This is a genomic window from Streptomyces sp. NPDC046716 (genome assembly GCF_040645755.1).
In the GTDB taxonomy this organism is placed as follows: Bacteria; Actinomycetota; Actinomycetes; order Streptomycetales; family Streptomycetaceae; genus Streptomyces.
This window is the reverse complement of record NZ_JBEYYU010000024.1, coordinates 1-19,516: the sequence shown is the minus strand read 5'-3', so window position 1 is coordinate 19,516 and position 19,516 is coordinate 1. Positions and strand designations below refer to the sequence as shown.

General features: G+C 72.5%; 15 protein-coding genes. 10 read left to right on the top strand and 5 right to left on the bottom strand.

What is annotated here, in order from left to right; genetic code table 11:
• Nucleotides 1-29 precede the first annotated feature (29 nt).
• On the top strand, nucleotides 30-2,933 hold the full coding sequence (locus ABZ930_RS19405) for an alpha-glucuronidase family glycosyl hydrolase (protein ID WP_361549241.1): 2,904 nt from the start codon (nucleotides 30-32) through the stop codon (nucleotides 2,931-2,933).
• 90 nt (nucleotides 2,934-3,023) lie between these two features.
• On the top strand, nucleotides 3,024-3,857 hold the full coding sequence (locus ABZ930_RS19400; RefSeq protein ID WP_361549239.1) for a PIG-L family deacetylase: 834 nt from the start codon (nucleotides 3,024-3,026) through the stop codon (nucleotides 3,855-3,857).
• Nucleotides 3,858-3,866: 9 nt separating this feature from the next.
• On the opposite strand, the gene ABZ930_RS19395 is transcribed toward ABZ930_RS19400, so the two are convergent.
• On the bottom strand, nucleotides 3,867-4,061 hold the full coding sequence (locus ABZ930_RS19395; protein ID WP_111661371.1) for a DUF2304 domain-containing protein: 195 nt from the start codon (nucleotides 4,059-4,061) through the stop codon (nucleotides 3,867-3,869).
• Nucleotides 4,062-4,236: 175 nt separating this feature from the next.
• On the opposite strand from ABZ930_RS19395, the gene ABZ930_RS19390 reads away from it, so the two are divergent.
• The gene (locus ABZ930_RS19390; RefSeq protein ID WP_361549237.1) at nucleotides 4,237-4,713 is read left to right on the top strand and encodes a hypothetical protein; all 477 of its coding nucleotides are present in this window, start codon (nucleotides 4,237-4,239) and stop codon (nucleotides 4,711-4,713) included.
• A 15-nt stretch (nucleotides 4,714-4,728) separates the two neighbouring features.
• On the opposite strand, the gene ABZ930_RS19385 is transcribed toward ABZ930_RS19390, so the two are convergent.
• A complete protein-coding gene (locus tag ABZ930_RS19385; RefSeq protein WP_361549235.1) occupies nucleotides 4,729-5,376 on the bottom strand; it encodes a class II aldolase/adducin family protein in 648 nt (215 codons plus the stop codon).
• Nucleotides 5,373-6,659 carry a 3-oxo-tetronate kinase gene (gene otnK / locus ABZ930_RS19380; protein WP_361549233.1) on the bottom strand — a complete coding sequence of 429 codons (1,287 nt, stop codon included), beginning with the start codon at nucleotides 6,657-6,659 and terminating at the stop codon, nucleotides 5,373-5,375. The genes ABZ930_RS19385 and otnK overlap by 4 nt, the downstream gene beginning before the upstream one ends.
• A gap of 169 nt (nucleotides 6,660-6,828) precedes the next feature.
• On the opposite strand from otnK, the gene ABZ930_RS19375 reads away from it, so the two are divergent.
• The 6 genes from ABZ930_RS19375 to ABZ930_RS19350 all read left to right on the top strand — a co-directional run bounded on the left by ABZ930_RS19375 (nucleotide 6,829) and on the right by ABZ930_RS19350 (nucleotide 12,675).
• A complete protein-coding gene (locus tag ABZ930_RS19375; protein ID WP_361549231.1) occupies nucleotides 6,829-8,232 on the top strand; it encodes a homoserine dehydrogenase in 1,404 nt (467 codons plus the stop codon).
• On the top strand, nucleotides 8,229-9,587 hold the full coding sequence (locus tag ABZ930_RS19370; protein ID WP_361549229.1) for a gluconate:H+ symporter: 1,359 nt from the start codon (nucleotides 8,229-8,231) through the stop codon (nucleotides 9,585-9,587). The genes ABZ930_RS19375 and ABZ930_RS19370 overlap by 4 nt, the downstream gene beginning before the upstream one ends.
• A gap of 66 nt (nucleotides 9,588-9,653) precedes the next feature.
• Nucleotides 9,654-10,448 (top strand): DeoR/GlpR family DNA-binding transcription regulator, encoded by a 795-nt coding sequence (locus tag ABZ930_RS19365; RefSeq protein WP_361549227.1) that lies wholly within the window; start codon nucleotides 9,654-9,656, stop codon nucleotides 10,446-10,448.
• Nucleotides 10,449-10,498: 50 nt separating this feature from the next.
• Nucleotides 10,499-11,230: a response regulator transcription factor gene (locus tag ABZ930_RS19360; RefSeq protein WP_361549225.1), complete on the top strand. Its 732-nt coding sequence runs from the start codon at nucleotides 10,499-10,501 to the stop codon at nucleotides 11,228-11,230.
• A gap of 155 nt (nucleotides 11,231-11,385) precedes the next feature.
• Complete coding sequence (locus ABZ930_RS19355; protein WP_361549223.1) at nucleotides 11,386-12,438, top strand: glycosyltransferase family 2 protein; 1,053 nt, start codon at nucleotides 11,386-11,388, stop codon at nucleotides 12,436-12,438.
• Between the two features lie 42 nt (nucleotides 12,439-12,480).
• Entirely contained in the window at nucleotides 12,481-12,675 is a 195-nt protein-coding gene (locus tag ABZ930_RS19350) for a hypothetical protein (RefSeq protein WP_361549222.1), read from the top strand.
• Between the two features lie 3 nt (nucleotides 12,676-12,678).
• Here the strand turns inward: ABZ930_RS19350 and ABZ930_RS19345 are convergent, their stop codons facing one another.
• On the bottom strand, nucleotides 12,679-15,993 hold the full coding sequence (locus tag ABZ930_RS19345) for a S8 family serine peptidase (protein WP_361549220.1): 3,315 nt from the start codon (nucleotides 15,991-15,993) through the stop codon (nucleotides 12,679-12,681).
• Nucleotides 15,994-16,118: 125 nt separating this feature from the next.
• The gene (locus ABZ930_RS19340; protein WP_361549218.1) at nucleotides 16,119-17,945 is read right to left on the bottom strand and encodes an RICIN domain-containing protein; all 1,827 of its coding nucleotides are present in this window, start codon (nucleotides 17,943-17,945) and stop codon (nucleotides 16,119-16,121) included.
• A 199-nt stretch (nucleotides 17,946-18,144) separates the two neighbouring features.
• Here ABZ930_RS19340 and ABZ930_RS19335 point away from each other — a divergent pair, with 199 nt between their 5' ends.
• Nucleotides 18,145-19,425: an ROK family transcriptional regulator gene (locus tag ABZ930_RS19335; RefSeq protein WP_361549216.1), complete on the top strand. Its 1,281-nt coding sequence runs from the start codon at nucleotides 18,145-18,147 to the stop codon at nucleotides 19,423-19,425.
• Nucleotides 19,426-19,516 lie beyond the last annotated feature (91 nt).

Here is a 19,516-nt window from a genome sequence, read left to right as displayed (position 1 = left end):
CGCCTTCTCCAACGATGGAAGTGGGAGTCATGAGTTCAGGAATACGGCGCCGCAGCGTCCTGTCCGCGGCCGCCCTGGCAGGCGCGGCCGGTGCGCTCGGCCTGTCCGCACCCGCGTCGGCACAGTCGTCCTCGGCAGCCGGCGCGCTGCCCGCCGAGGACGGATACGACCTGTGGCTGCGCTATCCGCAGGTCGCGGACGCCGATCGACTCGCCGACTACCGGACCGCGTTGAAGGATCTCGTCTGGCAGGGCGGCGGCCCCCTCCAGCGCTCGGCCGTCGAGGAACTGACCCGCGGCCTGTCCGGGCTGCTCGGCCGACGGGTGACGGCGCGCGACGCCGCGCCCTCCGGCCCGGCGCTGGTGGTGGGCACCCCCGAGAGCTCCGCCCTGGTCCGCGCACTGGTGCCCGACGCCGATCTGGACGGTCTCGGCGACGAGGGGTACGTCGTGCGCCGGGTCACCCGGCACGGCAGCACCCGCATCGTCGTGGCGGCCCCCGCCGACCGTGGGGTGCTCTACGGCGCGTTCCATCTGCTGCGCCTCGTCCAGACCGGGCGGCGGCTGGACCGCGTCGACATCACGGAGCTCCCCGCCGCGCCGCTGCGGGTGGCCGATCACTGGGACAACATCGACGGATCGATCGAGCGCGGCTACGCGGGCCGGTCCTTCTTCGACTGGGAGGAGCTCCCGCGGCTCGACGAGCGGTACACGGACTACGCGCGCGTGCTCGCCTCGCTCGGCCTCAACGCCGCCGTGATCAACAACGTCAACACGCCCGCGGACTATCTCGCCGAGCCGTTCCTCACCAAGCTGGCCGCGCTCGCCGGAGTGCTGCGCCGCTGGGGCGTGGCGCTGTACGTCACGGCGAACTTCGCCGCGCCCATCGACCTGGGCGGTCTGAAGACCGCCGATCCGTTCGACGCGGGCGTGCGGGACTGGTGGGCGAAGAAGGCCGCGGAGATCTACGCGAAGATCGAGGACTTCGGCGGATTCCTGGTCAAGGCCAACTCCGAGGGCCGCCCTGGGCCGTTGGACTACGGGCGCACCCACGCCGACGGGGCCAATCTGCTGGCGGGCGCGCTGCAGCCGTACGGCGGCGTCGTGATGTGGCGGGCCTTCGTGCACGACACGGACGCGAAGTGGGACCGCCAGGGCTACCTCGACTTCACGCCCCTGGACGGCAAGTTCGCCGACAACGCCGTCGTGCAGATCAAGAACGGGCCGATCGACTTCCAGGTCCGCGAGCCCGCGCACCCGCTGTTCGGCTCGCTGCCGCACACCAACTCCATGATCGAGCTCCAGGTGACGCAGGAGTACACCGGGCACGCCACCCATCTGTGCTACCTCGTCCCGCAGTGGAAGGAGGTCCTGGACTTCGACACCCTGAAGGCGGGCGAGGGCAGCACCGTGGCCCGGGTCGTGACCGGCAAGGTGCACGCGTACACGCACTACGGGTTCGCCGGGGTGATGAACTTCGGCGACGCCCGCAACTGGACCGGGTCCCACCTCGCCGCCGCCAACACCCACGGCTACGGGCGCCTCGCGTGGAACCCCGGCCTGTCGGCGGAGCACCTGGCCGACGAGTGGACCCGGATGACGTTCGGCAACGACCCCGCTGTCGTCGGGACCGTCTCCGAGCTGCTGCTCGGTTCCTGGCGCACGTACGAGGACTACACGTCACCGCTGGGCACGGGGTACCTCACGCACCCGCCGGACGGCTCGGTGACCGGGCACTTCGACCCCAGCCCGACCACGACCACCCAGTTCCACAAGTCGGACCGCACGGGCATCGGCTACGACCGCACCGCGGCGACCGGCGACGGCTATCCCGCGCTGTACGCGCCCGCGATCCGGGACGCCTACGAGTCCCTGGAGAACTGCCCCGAGGAACTCCTCCTGTTCCTGCACCACGTCCCGTACACCCACCGGCTGGCCGACGGGGACACCGTCATCCAGCGCATCTACGACACGCACTTCGACGGCGCGGCACGGGTTGCGGACATGCGGGCCGGCTGGGACGCGCTGGGCGGCCGGATCGACCGCAGGCGGCTCACCGAGGTGTCCCGCCTGTTCGGGGAGCAGGGCGACCGGGCCGCCGAGTGGCGGGACACGCTGGTCGCCTACTGGTTCGAGCTGAGCCGGATCCGGGACGAGCGGCGCGGCTGGCTCCAGGCGGTCGTCGCCCCGGCGGACACGGTGCTGGTCGCCGGGGAGCGCAACGAACTGCCCGTGCAGATCGTCAACGCGACCGGCTCCGGGCTGCGCGCGGTGACCGGGCTCGACGTCCCGGAGGGCTGGCGCGCCGAGGAGGTGACCGGTTACGTGGACTCCGGGAAGGACGTGACGGTGCGGCTGCCCGTCGTGCCGCCCCCGGCTCCCGCGCTGACCACGCTCCACGCGCGGCCGCGGTCGGGCGCGGTGCGGGTCCTCGACTCCTCGCTGCGCAGCCTGGCGAAGACGGTCGTCGTGCCGCCCGCCGCCCGCTGCGTGCACGCGCTGGACGCGGGCACCGACACGTCACCGGTGCTGAAGGACTACGACCGGCTCTCCCCCGCGAGCGTGTGGCGCGAGGGCGCGGCCTTCGGCTGGGTCGGCGACACCCCGGACGCCACGGACACCGGTCTCTTCGACGTGGTCCGCCGCGACTACGTACGGGACAGCGCGCCGGTCGTGCTGCGCCTGGCCCTGCCCGCCGGGCCGTGCACCGCGCACCTGCTGACCGGCGATCCGAACACCTTCGACAGGACGCTGATCGTCCGGGTCGGCGGCGTGGAGAAGGCGCGCAGCGAGCAGCTCGACGGCCGCGAGTTCGCCTGGCTGCGGGTGCCGCTGGACGGCGGGTCCGACGGGCGCGAGGTGGACCTGGAACTGTCCGCGAAGGAGGACCAGACCTGGCACCTGAGCGCCTGCGTGGTGCTGGCGGACGAGTAGGGCCGCCCGGAACGGGAGCCGGACGTAACGGTCCCGGTGCGCCTGCCGCACACTTGGACCGTTACGTGGCTTCTAACGAGGGACTTGTTCATGACTGACCGGCCGTTGACGCTCATGGCGGTGCACGCCCACCCCGACGACGAGGCCACCAGCACCGGAGGAGTCCTCGCGCAGTACGCCGCCGAGGGGATCCGCACGGTTCTGGTGACGTGTACCGACGGCGCCTGCGGGGACGGGCCGGGGGGTGTCAAGCCGGGCGATCCCGGCCACGATCCGGCCGCCGTCGCCCGGATGCGCCGCCAGGAGCTCGAGGCGAGCTGCGAGGTCCTGAAGATCAGTGACCTGGAGACGCTCGACTACGGCGACTCCGGGATGATGGGCTGGCCGAGCAACGACGCCCCCGGGGCCTTCTGGCAGACCCCCGTGGAGACGGGCGCCGCGCGGCTCGCGGAGCTGATGCGGCAGTACCGCCCCGATGTGGTCGTCACCTATGACGAGAACGGTTTCTACGGGCACCCCGACCACATTCAGGCGCATCGGATCACGATGGCGGCGGTCGCCCTGACCGACCTGACGCCGAAGGTGTACTGGACCACGATGCCCCGGTCGGGGCTGCAGCGGTTCGGGGAGATCATGCGCGAGTTCCACCCGGACATGCCGGAGCCGGATCCCGCCGAGGCCGCCGCGATGGCCGAGATGGGCCTTCCCGACGAGGAGATCACCACCTGGGTGGACACCACCGCGTTCAGCGGCCAGAAGTTCGACTCGCTGGCCGCGCACGCCAGTCAGGGCGAGAACATCTTCTTCCTGAAGATGGGCAAGGAGCGGTTCGGCGACTTCATGGGCATGGAGACCTTCGTCCGGGTCCAGGACACCACCGGCGCGGCCGTCCCCGAGAACGATCTCTTCGCCGGACTGCGCTGACCCGGCCGGTCACATCAGGGAGCTGATGGCCGTGACCGCCGAGTCGAGTGTCGAGGACACGGCCGACGCCGCCGACGTGCCCGCCAGGTAGAAGCCGAATGCCGCGCCCACGGCGATGTGGGAGAGCTTTCCCCCTCCTTTGCGGAGGAGGAAGAACACCGCTCCGATCAGGATGACGATCACGGGCAGGTGCAGGGCGTCCATCGTTCTCACCTCGTGTCCCGGCATGGGAGCGGGCGCACCCCCGCGCGCGCCGGTGGCAGCTTCGTGCCGGGCGCTGCCACAACGGCCAGGCTATGGCGGCTCCGTCGCTCCTGCCACTCGGGTGAACACGGAGCGTGAGGGCGGGCCCGCGGCGGTACGCCGTAGGGTCCGCCCCATGGATCTTCCCGACGTCTCTCCGGCCCGCCTGGCGGGCACCTGGCACATCGTCTGCTCCTCGTTCCCGCTGTGGCAGAGCGGCCGGCGCACGGGCGCCACCTTCACCTACGACCCGCTGACACCCGGCGGCGCCAGCCCGCCGCGGATGGCCGACGACGTCGCCTATCGCACCCGGAGCGGGCGCGGGCGCCACATCCGCGGCGTCGACACCCGCCTCACCGCGCGCCCGGGATCCGTCTACCGCTGGCGGGGGCGCGGGGTGCTGGCGGCGCTGTCGAGCACGTGGGAAGTGCGCGAGGCGGGCGCCGACGACGCGTGGGCGGTCATCGTCTTCAGCAAGTCCCTCGTGACGCCGGCGGGAGCGGATGTCGTCGTGCGCGCCGGGCGGCTCGACGATCCCGCGGTGATCGAGGAGGCGCTGGCGGCCGGGGTGCGCCACGAGGCGCCGCCGGTACCGGAGTGGCGGCCCGCGTAGCCCTCAGGCCCCTCCCTAGCGAGGGAGCGCGGACCACTCGGTGCCGTACTTCTCCGCCATCGCGCGGGCCTCGTCGTCGGTGAGGACGCGGGCGGGGAGGCCGCCGAGCGCGAGGAGCAGCGCGGCCGTCTCCTCCAGTTCGACGGCCGCGTCGACGGCCGCGTCGAGGGTCCGGCCGGACACCACCGGGCCGTGGTTCTGCAGGAGCGCGGCGCGGAACGGGAACGGCAGCCGCTCCAGATCGGCGGCCTGTCGGACGTCTCCCGGCGGTGCGTACGGGAGCAGCGGGGTCTGGCCGACGCGCATCACGAAGTAGGGCGTGAGCGGCGGCAGGGCGCTGCGCTCCGACCAGGCCGGGCGGCAGGAGATCGCGGAGGCGTGGCGGGAGTGCAGGTGGACCACGGCGCGGGCGGCGGGGTCGCGTCGGTAGAAGGCGGTGTGCAGCGGGAACTCCTTGGACGGCCGGGGACCGTCCAGGTGGGTGCCGGCCAGGTCGAGGACGGTGAGGGCGGCGGGGTCGATCGCGGCCAGGTCGGTCCCGGTGGGGGTGATGAGCACGTGGTCCCCCTCGCGGACGCTCACGTTCCCGGAGGAGCCGGGGCTCAGGCCCAGGGACGCGAGGCGGGCACCGGTGGCCGCGAGGTCGTGGCGGGCGGCGCTCATGCCAGCTCGTCCCAGGCCGAGGTGAAGATGTCGGTGCCGCCGAAGTTGCCGGACTTCAGGGCCAGATCGACGCCGTCGGGACTGCCGCCGACCCCGCTCTCGGTGCGGGCCCAGGCGACGCCGGGGGCGAGCTGCGCGCCGATGGCGAGGGTGCGGGCGCCGAGGGCGGTGACCACGGCGCCGGAGGTCTCCCCGCCGGCGACGAGGAGGCGGCGCGCGCCCGCGCCGACCAGCCGCACGGCGACGTCGGCGAGGGCCCGTTCGACCAGGTCGGCGGCGGGGACGGCGCCCTCGGGCGTGTCGTGCTCCAGGTCGTCGGGCGAGCCGACGGCGTAGAGGAGCGGTGGCCGCTCGGGGTCGGCGTGCCAGCAGGCGCGGGCGAAGTCGACCAGGTCGGCGACGGCCGCGGCGGGGTCGGCCCGCAGCGCCGCCAGGTCCAGCTTGCGGTGCGGGAGCAGTCCGGTGGCGTGGGCGACCTGGGCGCGGGTGGCGGCCGATGCGCTGCCGGCGAGGACGGCGCCGGGGTCACCGGCGCGCGACGCGGCGGGGACCCGGGCGGCGCCCTCGTGCGGTCCGGTCAGGCCGAGGGCGAGTCCGGCCGCGCCGGTGACCAGGCGCATCGAGGCGGTCGCGGCGGAGATGGTCCGCAGGTCCCGGTCCTCGGTGGCGTCGACGACGGTGAGCGCGTCCGTGAACCCCGGCGCGGTGAGCGCCTCGCGCAGCGCCTCCACCCCGGCCCGTACGGTGTCCAGGCCGATCGTCCGCACGGGCCGCCGGGTCTGCGGCGCCAGCAGGCGGGCGACGTGGGAGTCGCGCATCGGGGTCAGCGGATGGTCGCGCATCGGGCTCTCTTCGAGCAGTTCGTCGTGGACGAACAGCCGCGCCTTGTAGACCGTGCGGCCCGTGGCGGGAAAGGCGGGCACGACGACGGTCGCGCTCTCCCCGAGGGCGTCGAGGAGCGCGTCCGCGACCGGGCCGATGTTCCCGCTCGGGGTGGAGTCGAAGGTGGAGCAGTACTTGAAGTAGAAGCTGCGGCAGCCCGCGTCGGTCAGGGCGCGCAGGGCGGCCAGGGACGCCTCGACGGCCTCGTCGGCCGGTGCGGTGCGCGACTTGAGGGCGACGACCACGGCGTCGGCCGCGCGCACCTCCCGCGCGGCGGGCCCGTCGTCCGCCAGCTCCTCGGAGCCGACCGCGACCACGGTCCGGAATCCGCGGGCGACGAGCATGGTGGCGAGATCGGTGGCTCCGGTGAAGTCGTCGGCGATGGCCCCGAGAAGCGGCATCGGACCTCCCTCTTTTCGTTGGCTGTGCGTGGGCGCGCGGCCGGTGTGTGAGCGTCGAACACCCTGGGCTGTGAAGTTATGTTAACAACCTTTACTCACATGGGAATGCCTGATACATGTTGTTAATCGGCGGAGTGTTTCCAGCCACCGCGCTCATCGAGGAGGGCCCATGAACCTGCACCACCTGTTCGCCACCGCCGAAGGAGGGAGCGTGCGCTACGCGCTGTCCGGCGCCGGTGGCGGCTTCGCCCGGACCCTCCTCGCCCAGACCCCGCGCATGCCCGCCCTGAAGCCGACCGTGCTGTGCGACCGGGACCTGCCCAGGGTGCGCGCCATGCTCGGCGAGCTCGGCTACGACACGTCCCTCGTCTCGGACTGCGCGGACGCCGCCGAGGTCGAGCGCGCCGTCCGGGACGGGCACATCGCGCTGGTGGCCGACGGCGGGCTGCTCGGCGCCGCCGAGTGGGACATCCTCGTGGAGGCGACCGGCAGCCCCGCGCACGGCTTCACCATGGCCAGGGACGCGCTCCTCGCGGGCCGGCACGTGGCCATGGTCAGCAAGGAGGTCGACTCGGTCGCCGGACTGCACCTGGCCGACCTCGCCGAGCGCTCCGGGGTCGTCTACACGACGGCCGACGGCGACCAGCCCGCGAACCTCATCGGGCTGGTGACCTGGGCCGAGCTGCTCGGCCTCGACATCGTGGCGATCGGCAAGTCCAGCGAGTACGACCTCGTCCTGGACCCCGAGCGCGGCACCGTCACCCAGCTCGACACCACCGTCGAGGCGCCGGGGCTCGACGCGCTGCTCGATCTCGGCGACGATGTGCCCGCCACCCTGGCCGCCCGGGCCCGCGCCGTCTCCGCGCTGCCCGTCGGCGCGACGGCCGACTACTGCGAGATGGCGGTCGTGGCCACCAACACCGGCTTCAAGCCGGACATCGAACTGCTGCACTACCCCGTGGCCCGGATCGCCGAACTGGCCGACATCTACCGGCTGCGCGAGGACGGCGGCGTCCTGCACCGCGCCGGCGCGGTCGACGTGTTCAGCGCGCTGCGGCTGCCGGGTGAGGCCTCGTTCGCCGGGGGCGTCTTCGTCGTCGTGCGCACCGGCGACCCCGAGACCTGGGAGACCCTGCGCGGCAAGGGCCACGTGGTCAGCCGCGACGGCGACTACGCGGCGATCTATCTCCCGTACCACCTGATGGGCGTGGAGACGCCCGTCTCCCTGCTCTCGGCGGTGCTGCACGGGCGTCCCTCCGGCGGCGTCGACCCGCGCGGGCACGCCGTGCTCGCGGGCCGCGCCCGGCAGGACCTGCCCGCCGGAACCGTCCTCGCCATGGGCGGACACCACCACGACGTCACCGGCGTGCAGGCCGTCCTGCTCCGCGACGAGGACACGCCCGCCGACATCGCGCCGCTCTATCTGGCCGCGCACACCACGCTCGCCCGGCCCGTCGCGGAGGGCGAACTGATCCGGCTCGGCGATCTCGCCGACGCCGACGCGGAGCTCGCCCAGGCGTGGACGGCCGGCCGCGCCGCCCGTCCGGCCGCCGCCCCGGCGGTGTCCGCGTGAGCACCGACATCCAGCACCTGCTGCTCGGCGCCGCGGCCGTCGTCGTGCTCGTCGTGCTGATCACCAAGTTCAAGATCCACCCGTTCCTGGCGCTGACCGTCTCGGCCCTCGGCCTCGGTCTCGCCGCCGGGATCGCCCCGGGCGCGACCGTCGACCACTTCCAGGAGGGCTTCGGGGACGCGCTGGCCAGCAGCGGCCCGACGATCGGCCTGGGCACCCTGCTCGGCGGCATCCTGCTCGGCTCGGGCGGCGCGGACCGCATCGCGACGGTGTTCATCGGCGCCCGCCCCGTCAAGTGGATCCCGACCGCGATCACCGCGGCGGCGCTCCTCATCGGCATGCCGCACCTGTTCGACGTCAGCTTCGTCATGCTGGTGCCCCTGGTCTACGCGGTCGCCAAGCGCACCGGTTCCCACCTGCTGTACATCGGCCTGCCGATGGCCGCGGGCCTGTACGTCTCGCACGGCCTGCTGCCCCCGCACCCCTCGCCGACGCTGGCCGTCTCCGCGTACGACGCGAACACCGGCCTGACGATCCTGTACGGGCTCATCATCGGCATCCCGCTGGCGATCATCACCGGTCCGCTGCTGACGAAGGTGGCCTCCCGGTGGTTCGGGCCGGCGCCCGACCTGGACAAGGGCCCGGTGCCGCAGCCCGACCCGGCGCCCGACAACCAGCGGCGACCCGTCTCCTTCACGCTCGCGCTGATCACGGTGCTGCTGCCGCCCGGCCTCATGCTCATCGGCACGCTGGGCACGGCCAACACCGCCAAGGGCACGCTGCCGTACGCCTTCTTCGAGGCGTGCGACTCCTCGGTCCTGTCCCTGCTCGCCGCCGTCGTGTTCGCGTTCTTCGCCCTCGGCGTCCGCTCGGGGTTCGGGCTCGGCCAGTTGCAGAAGATGGCGGGCAAGGGGCTCGGCCCGGTCGGCACGATCGTGCTGATCCTCGGCGCGGGCGGCGGCCTCAAGGCCATGCTGACCGCGACCGGCATCGACAAGATCATCTCGGACTACGCCGTGGACTGGTCGATCCCGCCGCTGCTCCTGGCCTGGCTCGTCGCCGCGCTGCTGCGGATCTGTCTCGGCTCCGCGACCGTGGCCACCGCCGCGGCGACCGGCATCGTCGCGCCCCTGCTCACCGCGTACCCCGGCGTCTCCCCGGAGCTGATGGTGCTCGCCACCGCGTCCGGCGCCGTGATGCTCTCGCACGTGAACGACTCCGGGTTCTGGCTCTTCAAGGAGTACTTCCAGCTCTCCGTGTCCCAGACCTTCCGCACCTGGACCCTGATGCTGTCGCTCCAGTCGCTGCTGAGCCTGGGCGGGGTGCTGCTGCTCAGCACGGTCGTGGGCGGCTGACGATCCGCGGCCGGAAAAGGAAGATCATCGGCTAACGTCGCACACGAAAGCGAGAGGAGACGGACGATGACCGCTCAGGAGCCCCTGCCGCTCATCCCTGACCAACGGCGTGAGCAACTCCTGCGGCACCTGCGCCGCGAAGGGGTGCTGAGCGTTCAGCAGATCACCCAGCTCTTCGGCGTCTCCCACATGACGGTCCGCCGCGACATCGCCGAGCTGGAGCGCGGCGGCCTGGTCTTCTCGGTCCCCGGCGGCGTCCGGATCGCCAGCCATGTCAACAGCGAGCCGAGCTTCCGGGACAAGACCCTCGTCGAGCAGGACGAGAAGCAGGCCATGGCGGCCCGGGCCGCCGCCCTCGTCGAGGCGGGCATGACCGTCTATCTCGACGCGGGGACGACCCTGCTCGCGATGGTCCCGGTCCTCGCCCGGCTCGACACGCTGACCGTGGTCACGAACGACTTCACGACCGTCGACCGGCTGATGGCCGCCCCGCACCTGGACGTGGTGCACATCGGCGGCCGGGTCGACGTGGAGAACCGCTCCAGCGTGGGCCGGCTGGCCGCCGCCACGCTGCGTCAGCTCGCTCTCGACGTCGCGTTCGTGAGCACCAGTTCCTGGGACCTGCTGCGGGGCGTGACGACACCGTCGGAACCCAAGGTCGAGGTCAAGCAGGCCGCCATGGAGTCGGCGGCCAGCTCCGTCCTCGTCGCGGGCTCCTCGAAGTTCGGCACGTTCGGCCGGTACCGGGTCGCGCCGCTGTCGGCGTTCGACACCGTGGTCACGGACACCGCGCTCGCGGAGGCCGCAGCCCAGGGAGTCCGCGAGAGCGGGGCCGAGCTTCTCGTGGCCCAGCCGGGCTGACGGGACCCGCTCCGCGCGACAGGGCGCCGGACCCGCCGGAGCATGGGGGCATGGAGGCTTCCGCGCTGGGTGTGCCGGGCCGGGCGTTGCCACTGATCCTGGTGGCGGCGCCGGTCGACGCGCCCCTCGCCTGGCTGGCCGAGCTGGAGGACCCCCGGTTCTCGTACCGGATGGAGTCGTCGGGCCACGAGGTGGTGCGGGACGTGTACCGCTACCGGCCCGATCTGCTGATCCTCGGGCTGCGCCTGCGCGATCCGGGGCCCTTCGAGGTGCTCCGGCGGGTCCGCGAGATGTCCGACGAGCTGCACATCGTGGCGGTCGACCGGGCGTTCCGGCGGGCCGAGGCGCTGCGCGCGCTGGAGAGCGGCGCCGACGATCTGCTCTGGTACGGGATGCCCGACGGGCTGGCCAAGGCACTGCTCCTGGCGCGGCTGCGCCGGGCGACCCCGGTGACGCCGTCCGAACAGCTCGTCGAGGACGGCTGGCTCCGGCTGGATCTCGCGGCCCGTGAGGTGACCGTGCGGGGCCGGTTCGTGCCGCTGACGTCGCTGGAGTTCGACCTGCTGCACGTCCTGGCCCGCAACGCCGGGCAGGTCCTCTCCCCCGAGCAGTTGCTGCGCCACGCCTGGCGGTCCCGGCCCGACGGCGATCCGTCCCGGGTGAAGTACGCCGTGCTGCGCCTGCGCCGCGGCATCTCCCGCGCGACCGGCGCCGAGGCCCCCATCGAGACCGTACGGGGCGTCGGGTACCGGTACGTCGGGCCCGGCGCGCACCCGGCGTAGGTCCCGGGCCGAACGTCCCCTTCCGGCGCGCGTGAGCCGCTGCAACCGTGCCGCAACCCGCGTGCTCCCGTGCCGCTCCCCCGCGGGCGGAACGTCGTGGACGTCGCCGGGCGATCCGCCGGTGACGGCCCCCGGCAGCAAGGGACAGCTCGTTCATGACCCTCGTCGCACTCATCCCCGCGCACAACGAACAGAACCGTATCGTCGCCACCCTCGCCGGTCTGTACCGGCAGACGGTGCGCCCGGACCGGATCGTCGTGGTCGCCGACAACTGCACGGACCACACCGCGCGGATCGCCGACCTCGTGGGCGCCGAGGTCTTCGTCCCCACCGCCAACGAGGACAAGAAGGCCGGCGCGCTCAACCAGGCCCTCGTCCCTCTGCTGACCGATCTCGCCGACGAGGCGCTGGTGCTGGTGCAGGACGCGGACACGGTCCTGAACCCCGGGTTCGTGGAGTGCGCGGTGGACGCGATGGCGGACGACACGGTCGGCGCGGTCGGCGGTGTCTTCTACGGGGAGCCGGGCGGCGGTCTGCTCGGCCAGTTGCAGCGCATGGAGTATCAGCGCTATGCCCTGGAGATACGCCGCAAGGACAACGAGGCGGTGGTGCTGACCGGCACCGGCAGCCTCTTCCGCGCCTCCGTCCTGCGCCAGGTGCGCCGGGCCCGGCTCGACGGCGTCATCGGCGGCGGGGAGAGCTACTACTCGCTGGCGTCGCTCACCGAGGACGACGAGATCACGAAGGCGGTCAAGACGCTCGGCCACCGCACGGTCTCCCCGGACGGCTGCTGGCTGGTCACGGAGGTGATGCCGTCCCTCGGCAAGCTGTGGCACCAGCGGCTGCGCTGGCAGCGCGGCGCCCTGGAGAATCTGCGGGACTACGGCTGGACGCCGGTCACCCGGAAGTACTTCTTCCAGCAGTTCATGCTCGGCGTCGGCGCTCTCGCGCTCGCTCTGTTCCTGCTGTTCGCGGTGTTGAACCTCACGCTGGTCGGCTGGGCCGGCTTCTCGCCCTTCTGGTCCGCGATCATGCTGATCTTCGTCGTCGAACGCACCCTGACCGTGCGCCGGCTGGGCCTCCGGGCCACGCTGCTGGCGCTGCCCCTGATCCCGGAACTGCTCTACGACCTCTTCCGGCAGGCCGTCTTCGTCCGCTCCCTGTTCGACCTGGCCCTGCGCCGCGAGGCCCACTGGGTCGCCACCTGACCGAATCCCCAACGCCATCCCGATCGCCAGGAGTTGATCCCTGTGTACGGAAACCCGATCAGCGCCGGAATGCTCGGCGGCGCCGGCACCGGCGCGCTCGCCATGACGGGCGTCAGCCCGCTCGCCTTGCTCGGCCTCGTCGTCGGCTGCTTCACCCTGATCGCCGCGGGCCTCGCCCTGCGCAGCCTCGCCCCCGTCGTCTCGGGCCGGGACCGTGGCCCCGGCCCGAACGACTGACGGTCAGCGCCCGCGGAAGGCGTTGTACACCGTCACCGTGGACGTGCCGCCCTGCCGGTCGACGACCTCGGCGCGCAGCGCGACGCCCTTGCCCCTGGCCGGGGCCTTCAGGGACGTACCGCCGTGCTTCACGGTCAGCTGCTGCCAGGTGCCGCCGTTGTCGTACGAGGCGTGCACCGTCAGGGACTTGAGGCCGTCCCCGGCGGCGGCGCCCTGCACCTCGACCGGCACCGCCAGCCTCCGGCCCGCCTTCGCCGTGGACCCGAGATCCAGTTCCGGGTGGAAGCGGACGACCGAGGCGGGGGCCGTCTTGTCACCGTCCTTGGAGCGGAAGGTCCAGCTCGCGTCGATCCGGGTGCCGACCAGAGCGATGTCCTCGCTCCGGGTCGACGTGGTGCTCAGCGTGTACTCGCCGTCCTCGGCGGGCACGGCGAACGACGCGTACTCGACGTCCTCGTCCTGGTCGAAGAGCGTCTCGCCGTCGCGGGTGAGCCTGGTGTGCGCCGATTGCACCGTCGTGGAGCCGTCGTGGCCCTGGCCGTCGTCGAACAGGCGCAGGAACGCGTACAGGGTGTTGCCGCTGCGCACGATGTGGTTGTTCTCGTCCATCAGCGGGCCGAACACGCCCGTGTTGAAGACCTCTTCGTAGGTGTGGCCCGCGCGGTAGGTCTTGAAGGAGACGGTGTGGCGGGATTCCGTCGGCTGCCAGCCGTTGGGCAGCGGCGCGCCGACCTGCTCCATGCCGAGGCTCCACGTGGCCTTGTCGGCGGTCGACAAATAGAGCTTGCGGCTGGTCGGCGCGGGGGTGATCCGGCCCGAGGCGAAACCGATGAGGGACTCCCGGACCGTGCCGATCGGGCTCAGCCACACGTCCTTTCCGGGCTTGGTCACGCCGAGCGACGCCGTCACGTCTGCGAGGTCGCGGCGCTTCTCGTGGCGCGTGTATCCGGTGGCGAGGCGCCGCACGGGACCGCCGTACACGAGCGAGTACTGCTTCGCGTCGCCGACGGTGAAGTCGGCGTCCCAGAGCTGCTGCAGGGACCCGTCGGTGACCTCGGGGCCGAGGTGGGCGGCCCGGAAGTTCCGGTAGGAGTCCAGCTGCCAGCCCGACTGGTAGTTGGTGTAGCCCTTTTTGACGGAGTAGTACATGTACGCCTGCTCCGCCTTCGCTCTGCCGTCGGGCACGGTGATGTCCACGGGCTCGGCGGTGCGCGCGTCGAGGGTGACCTTCTGGTCCTTGTCGACGACCAGCTTGGGCTGGGCGATCCAGTCCGTGCCCGCGGTGGGGTCGGAGCGGTCGGCGAGGACCACGCCCTGCACGGTGTACTCGCCGACCGGGAGGCGCAGCGTGGTGGTGTCGCTGTCCTCGTCGACGGCGTACTCGGTGCCGGCCGCGTCGCCGGTCAGCGCCTTGACGTACGTCTGGAAGTGCGCGGCGGCCTTGCCGTCACGACCGAGGTGCTTCAACTCGACCGCGTACGAGGCCACTTCGCGTTCGACCGCGAAGGCGGTGCGCACGCTCTGGTCCGCGGCGGTCGCGACGACGGCGCCGCTGTACCGGCCGTCGGGCGCCTCGGTCCCCGTGTCGGCGGCGACGGTGACATCGGCCGTCTTCCCGGCCGGCACGGTGACCTTCGCCGGGTCGACCGTGAACATGCCCTCGGGGGCGGCCCCGCCGTCCGCCGACGTGCCGCTCGCGGTGAGATCGAGGGTGACGTCGGAGGTGCCCGTGTTGCGGTAGGTCAGGGTGCGGGTGATAGGCCGGTCGTCGTCGTGCGGCCAGGCGGCCGTGCCGAAGTTCAGCGAGGTCTGCTCGGCGTAGACGCCGGCCGTGATGGCGTGGTCGACCTGGATGCGGCCCGCGCCCTGCTCGAACGCGCCGAACCCGGTGTCCTTGGCGGAGGCGGTGAGCACGCCCTTGAGCTGCGCCGCCTTCCAGTCCGGGTGCTGCTGCTTCAACAGGGCGGCGGAGCCCGCGACATGGGGCGTAGCCATGGACGTACCGGAGATGGTGACGTAGCCCTCGGGGTTCTCGCCGACCTCCTGGGCGATGGCGCTGCCCGGCGAGGAGGCGGCGGTGATGTCGACGCCCGGCGCGGTCACGTCCGGCTTGATCCCGCCGTCCCCGAGGCGCGGGCCCCGGCTGGAGAAGTCGGCCGTGTGGTCGTCGCTGTCCACGGCGCCGACGGTGAGCGCGCCGTCCGCGGAGCCCGGGGTGCCGATGGTGCTCGCGCCCGGGCCCTCGTTGCCCGCGGCGACGGCGAAGAGGACGCCGTCGCTCTCGCTGTAGTGGTCGACGGTCGCTTCGAGCGGGTCGGTGTCGGGGGTGTCGGTGCCGCCCAGGCTCATGTTGACGATGTCGGCGCCCTGCGCGACGGACCAGTCGATACCGGCGATGATGTCGGAGTCGGCGCCGCTGCCCGTGTCGTCGAGGACCTTCGCGGCGATGATGCTCGCGCCGGGCGCCACGCCCTTGTACTTGCCGCCCGACTTCGCGCCGGACCCGGCGATCGTGGACGCCACGTGCGTGCCGTGGCCCTGGTGGTCCAGGTCGTCGGCCGAGGTGGAGAAGTTCTTGGCGGCGACGACCTTTCCGGCCAGGTCGGGGTGGTCCGCGTAGACCCCGGTGTCGACGACGGCGACCTTCACGCCCTTGCCGTCGTAGCCCGCCTGCCAGGCCGCCGGGGCGCCGATCTGCGGGACGCTGACGTCGAGTCGGGCCTTGGCGGGGGCGTCCAGCCAGACGTGGTCGACGCCCTGGGCCGCGGTGGTCCGCGTGACATCGTTGTCCGAGCGCGTGAGGGACTTCCACAGCGCGGGCAGGTCGTCGGGCTTCGCCGTGAGGGCCTGGGCGTTCAGGGCCTTCAGGCCGCGGTGGACCGTGGCGCCCGTGTCCTGGATGTCGGCGCGGGCGTCGCCGGCGCCGCCCCGGTAGCCGACGATGACCTTGAGGCCGTTCTCGTACAGCCTGCGGGCGGCGGCGGTGTTCAGCTGTTCGACGTCGAAGAGCCGCTCGTCGAGGGTGCCGTCGGAGATCAGCCGCTGGGCGTCGAGGGGGACCACGAGGGACTGCTCGCCGTCGCTCTCGATGTGCACGGGTATGTGCGCGCGGCCCGCGGCCGGGGTGAAGCCGGTGACCTTGCCGTCCGTCACCTGGACGACGTCACCGGTGATCAGTTGGACGCGGTGCTGCGTGGGCCGCTTCCCGGCGGCCGCGGTGGGTCCGGCGGTGGCCGGTACTGCGGCGGTCGCGGTCGCCGCGACGACCGCGGTGGCGGCCAGCGCGACGAGGCCGGGTCTTGTGACGAGTCTGCGCACGGGGTTCCTTCGGTGGGGGCTGGGACGACGGTGGTGCCCGACGCGCGCGGGGTGTCCGGCGCGCGTCCGGTTCGGGGGGCGTGCGCGTCCGGGTGGGGACGCGCACGCGGGTGCCGCGGGTGGGGTCAGCGGCGGTGCGCCGACGGCGCGTCGGTGAGGGTGAGGGTCTGCTCGGCGGCGGTGCGGGCGTCGCCGACCGGGCCGCCGGAGGCGTCCTTCCAGGCTCGTACCGGGGTGGTCTCGGCGGTCCTGTCCGGGTCGTCGGAGAGGCCGACGACGAGTCCGCTGTAGCGGTTGACCAGGCGGTACGTTCCGGCCGGTGTCCCGTCGGGGTGCGTGGAGGGGATGACGAACCACTGCTGTCCGACGGTGGGGCCGCCGGCCGGCGCGTCGGTCACGGTGGGCCGGGCGCCCCAGGCACGTCCGGCGTCGCCGGTCGCGTCGACGCCGAGGAGCCGTCCGGTGGCCGCGTTGGCGACGCGGTACGAGCCGTCGCCGTTGGTGGTGAAGACCCATCGGCTCAGCGCCGAACTCCCGCCGCCCGTGGCGGAGGTGGTCCGCGTGCTGCCGGAGACCTGGGTGAGGAAGCGGCCGTCGCCGCTCGCGACGGTGTAGGTCCTGCCCGAGGTGACGGGGGCGGCCGGGGTGTCGGTGTCGATGACGGTCTCGTAGTACTCGCCGTCGGCGCCGTTCGAGCACTGGAAGGAGCAGTAGCTGCGGAACGTCTTCCCGACGATGGTCGAGCCGGTCCTGTTCACCGAGTCGAGCATCCAGCGGTACCAGGAGCCGGACTTGTAGTCGCCGGTGTCGCCGAGCAGCCGCCACTTCTGGGTGGCGAGGTCGTCGGTGGCGTAGAAGCGCTGCGGTTCGGTGGAGTCCTGCACGACGGCCTCGGGCTGGCCGATGTACAGGCCGAGGTGGGCGTCGTAGGCGATGTTCATCGTCAACAGGTCTGACTTTCCGGGGAGTTCACCGGCCGCCTGCTGCTCGGCGACAGTGCCCGCGTTGTCCGGGTCGTAGTCGTGCTCGACGGCCGTGTACCCGGTGGGGTGGTCGGCGTCGACGGGCTCCATGGTGCTCTCCAGGCCGCCGATCCCGGGCTGCGACCAGGCTCCGTCGTACCACTTGTGCCAGGAGCCCGGCGCCATCTTCGCGGACATCGGGGCGCGGGCCACGTGGGCGAGGCTGCCGTCGGTCCAGCCGCCGGGTACGCCGCCCTTCGGGATCACGCGGGAGTTGTAGTAGACGTAGAAGTAGCCGGATGCGGTGTCCACGAACAGCCGGGGGTCGCCGTCGCCGTAGGAGTAGGTCTCGTGCGGGAACGCCGCGTCGTCGCCCCTGCGCGTGCTGTACGGCGAGGTGAGGACATGGCTCTTGATGTCCCACGTCCGGCCCTGGTCGGTCGAGACGGCGTAGTCGATCGCGTCGTAGTGCAGCCCGTCGTCGAACGGGCTCGGGGTGAACTCGTTGTGGACCAGGCCGTACCAGTCGCCCGAGTCGGGATCGACCCAGACGCCCATCAGGTCGCAGTAGTTCTTCCGCGCGTAGCTCGACGGGTCCGGGGCGGACGTGGCCTCGCGGCCGGTGGGGCTGTTGTCGCAGCGCCAACTGGTGTCGTCGTTGCGGTCGTCCGGGTTCGCCGGGTTCACGGCGTCGCTCAGCGCGGCGTCCCGGGTCGCGCTGTCGAAGTCCGCGCCCCGGTAGAAGGTCCATTCGCGGGGGTCGTCGGCGCCGTACAGGGCGTGGGCGGACTGATAGCGGAACGTGCCGTCCTTGTCGATGTACGGGGCGGCGGGGCTGTCGTCCGGGTGGCTCCAGCCGCCCTTCGCCCCGACGGAGACGGTGTAGGCGGGGTCGGCGGCGGACGCCGGCCCGGCGGAGACCCCGCCGAGCAGCATCGCGCTCGCGGCGGCCAGCGCACACACGGCCTTGGTTCTGGGACGAACGGACACAACTGCTCCTCTGACCGTGGGGGGTTGGCAGCGCGTTCACCACGTGGCGTGATTTAGTTCGACTAGAATCCGAACTAATGCAGGGGCTGTCAAGCGATCCGCGGGACCGTGGCAGGATCCCCTCAACCGGTCGGCCCGGCAGCGGACTTGTCATCATGGGAGCGACGGCACTCGCACCGGTCACGGCCGGCGAAAGGACATGGGTGAGCACGAAGTGACCGATCTCGGTACGGCGTCCGCGGCGCAGGCCGCGCCCGCGGATGCCTCCGGCACCCGGGACCGGGCCTCGATCCGGCGCACGAACCTGGGCGCGGTGCTGGGCCTGCTGCGCGACGGCGGCCCGCGCTCCCGCGCGCAGATAGCCGTCGACACCGGCCTGCCGAAGCCGACGGTGACCAGTCTCGTGGCCGAACTCGTCGGGCTCGGCCTGGTCCGCGAGGGGCCCGCACAGCGCGAGGGCGCCGTGGGCCGCCCGGGGACCCTGGTGCGTCTGGACGGCGGCGGCCTCTGCGGTGTCGGGGTGGAGATCAGCACGAGCTACGTCCATGTGCTCGCCCTGGCGCTCGACGGCAGCCAGGTCCACTCGCACCGGGTGCCGCTCGCGGTCAAGGACGAAGGGCCCGAGGCCGTACTGGATTTGACGGCCCGTCATGTCGCCGACTGTCTCGCGGCCCTGGAGCGCGCGGGGATGCGGCCGGTCGGTCTCACGCTCGCGGTGCCGGGCGTCGTCGACAGCGCGTCGGCCACCGTGAGCTTCGCCCCCGGCATCGGCTGGCGGGACGTGCCCGTGGCCGACGCGCTGCGGGCGCGCCTTCTCCGGGCCGGTGTGCCGACGCTCCCGCCGATCGCCCTGGACAACGACGCCAAGCTGGCCGCGCTGGCCGAGTACGCGCAGGTCCGCGGCTCCGGCGTCCGCGACATGCTCTCCCTCACCGGGGAGCGCGGCATCGGGGCCGGCATCGTCAACGACGGGCGGCTGCTGCGCGGCGCCGACGGGTTCGCGGGCGAGGTCGGCCACATGCCGCTCGATCCGGCCCGCAATCCGTGCGTCTGCGGCCGGCACGGCTGCTGGGAGACCATGGTGGGCCTCGACGCCATCCTGCGGCTCGCGGCGCGCGGCAGCGATCCGCTGCACGACCCCGACGTCGCCCTGGAGGACCGCCTGGCGGATCTGCGCCGCCGCGCCGAGGCGGGCGATCCGAGCACGGTGGAGGCCCTGGACCGGGTGGCGCACGACCTGGGCCTCGGTCTGGCGCTCCTCGCCGATGTCCTCAATCCCCGACTGGTCGTGCTGGGCGGCTACTTCACGTACATCGGCGATCTGCTCCTGGACCGGGTGCGCGAGATGCTGCGTACGCGCGTGATGGCGCCCCTGGCGGGAGGCTGCGAAGTGCGCCTGTCCGCACTGGGGTTCACGGCGGCGGCGCACGGCGGGGCCCACCTCGCACTCGACACCGTGTACCTGCGGCCCGTCCCCTAGGGCGTGTCTTCAAAGTAGTGGTGCGGGATGATGGGTCTTGTGAGTCGCCGCTATGAACTGACTGATGAGGAATGGGAGTTGTTACGCCCGT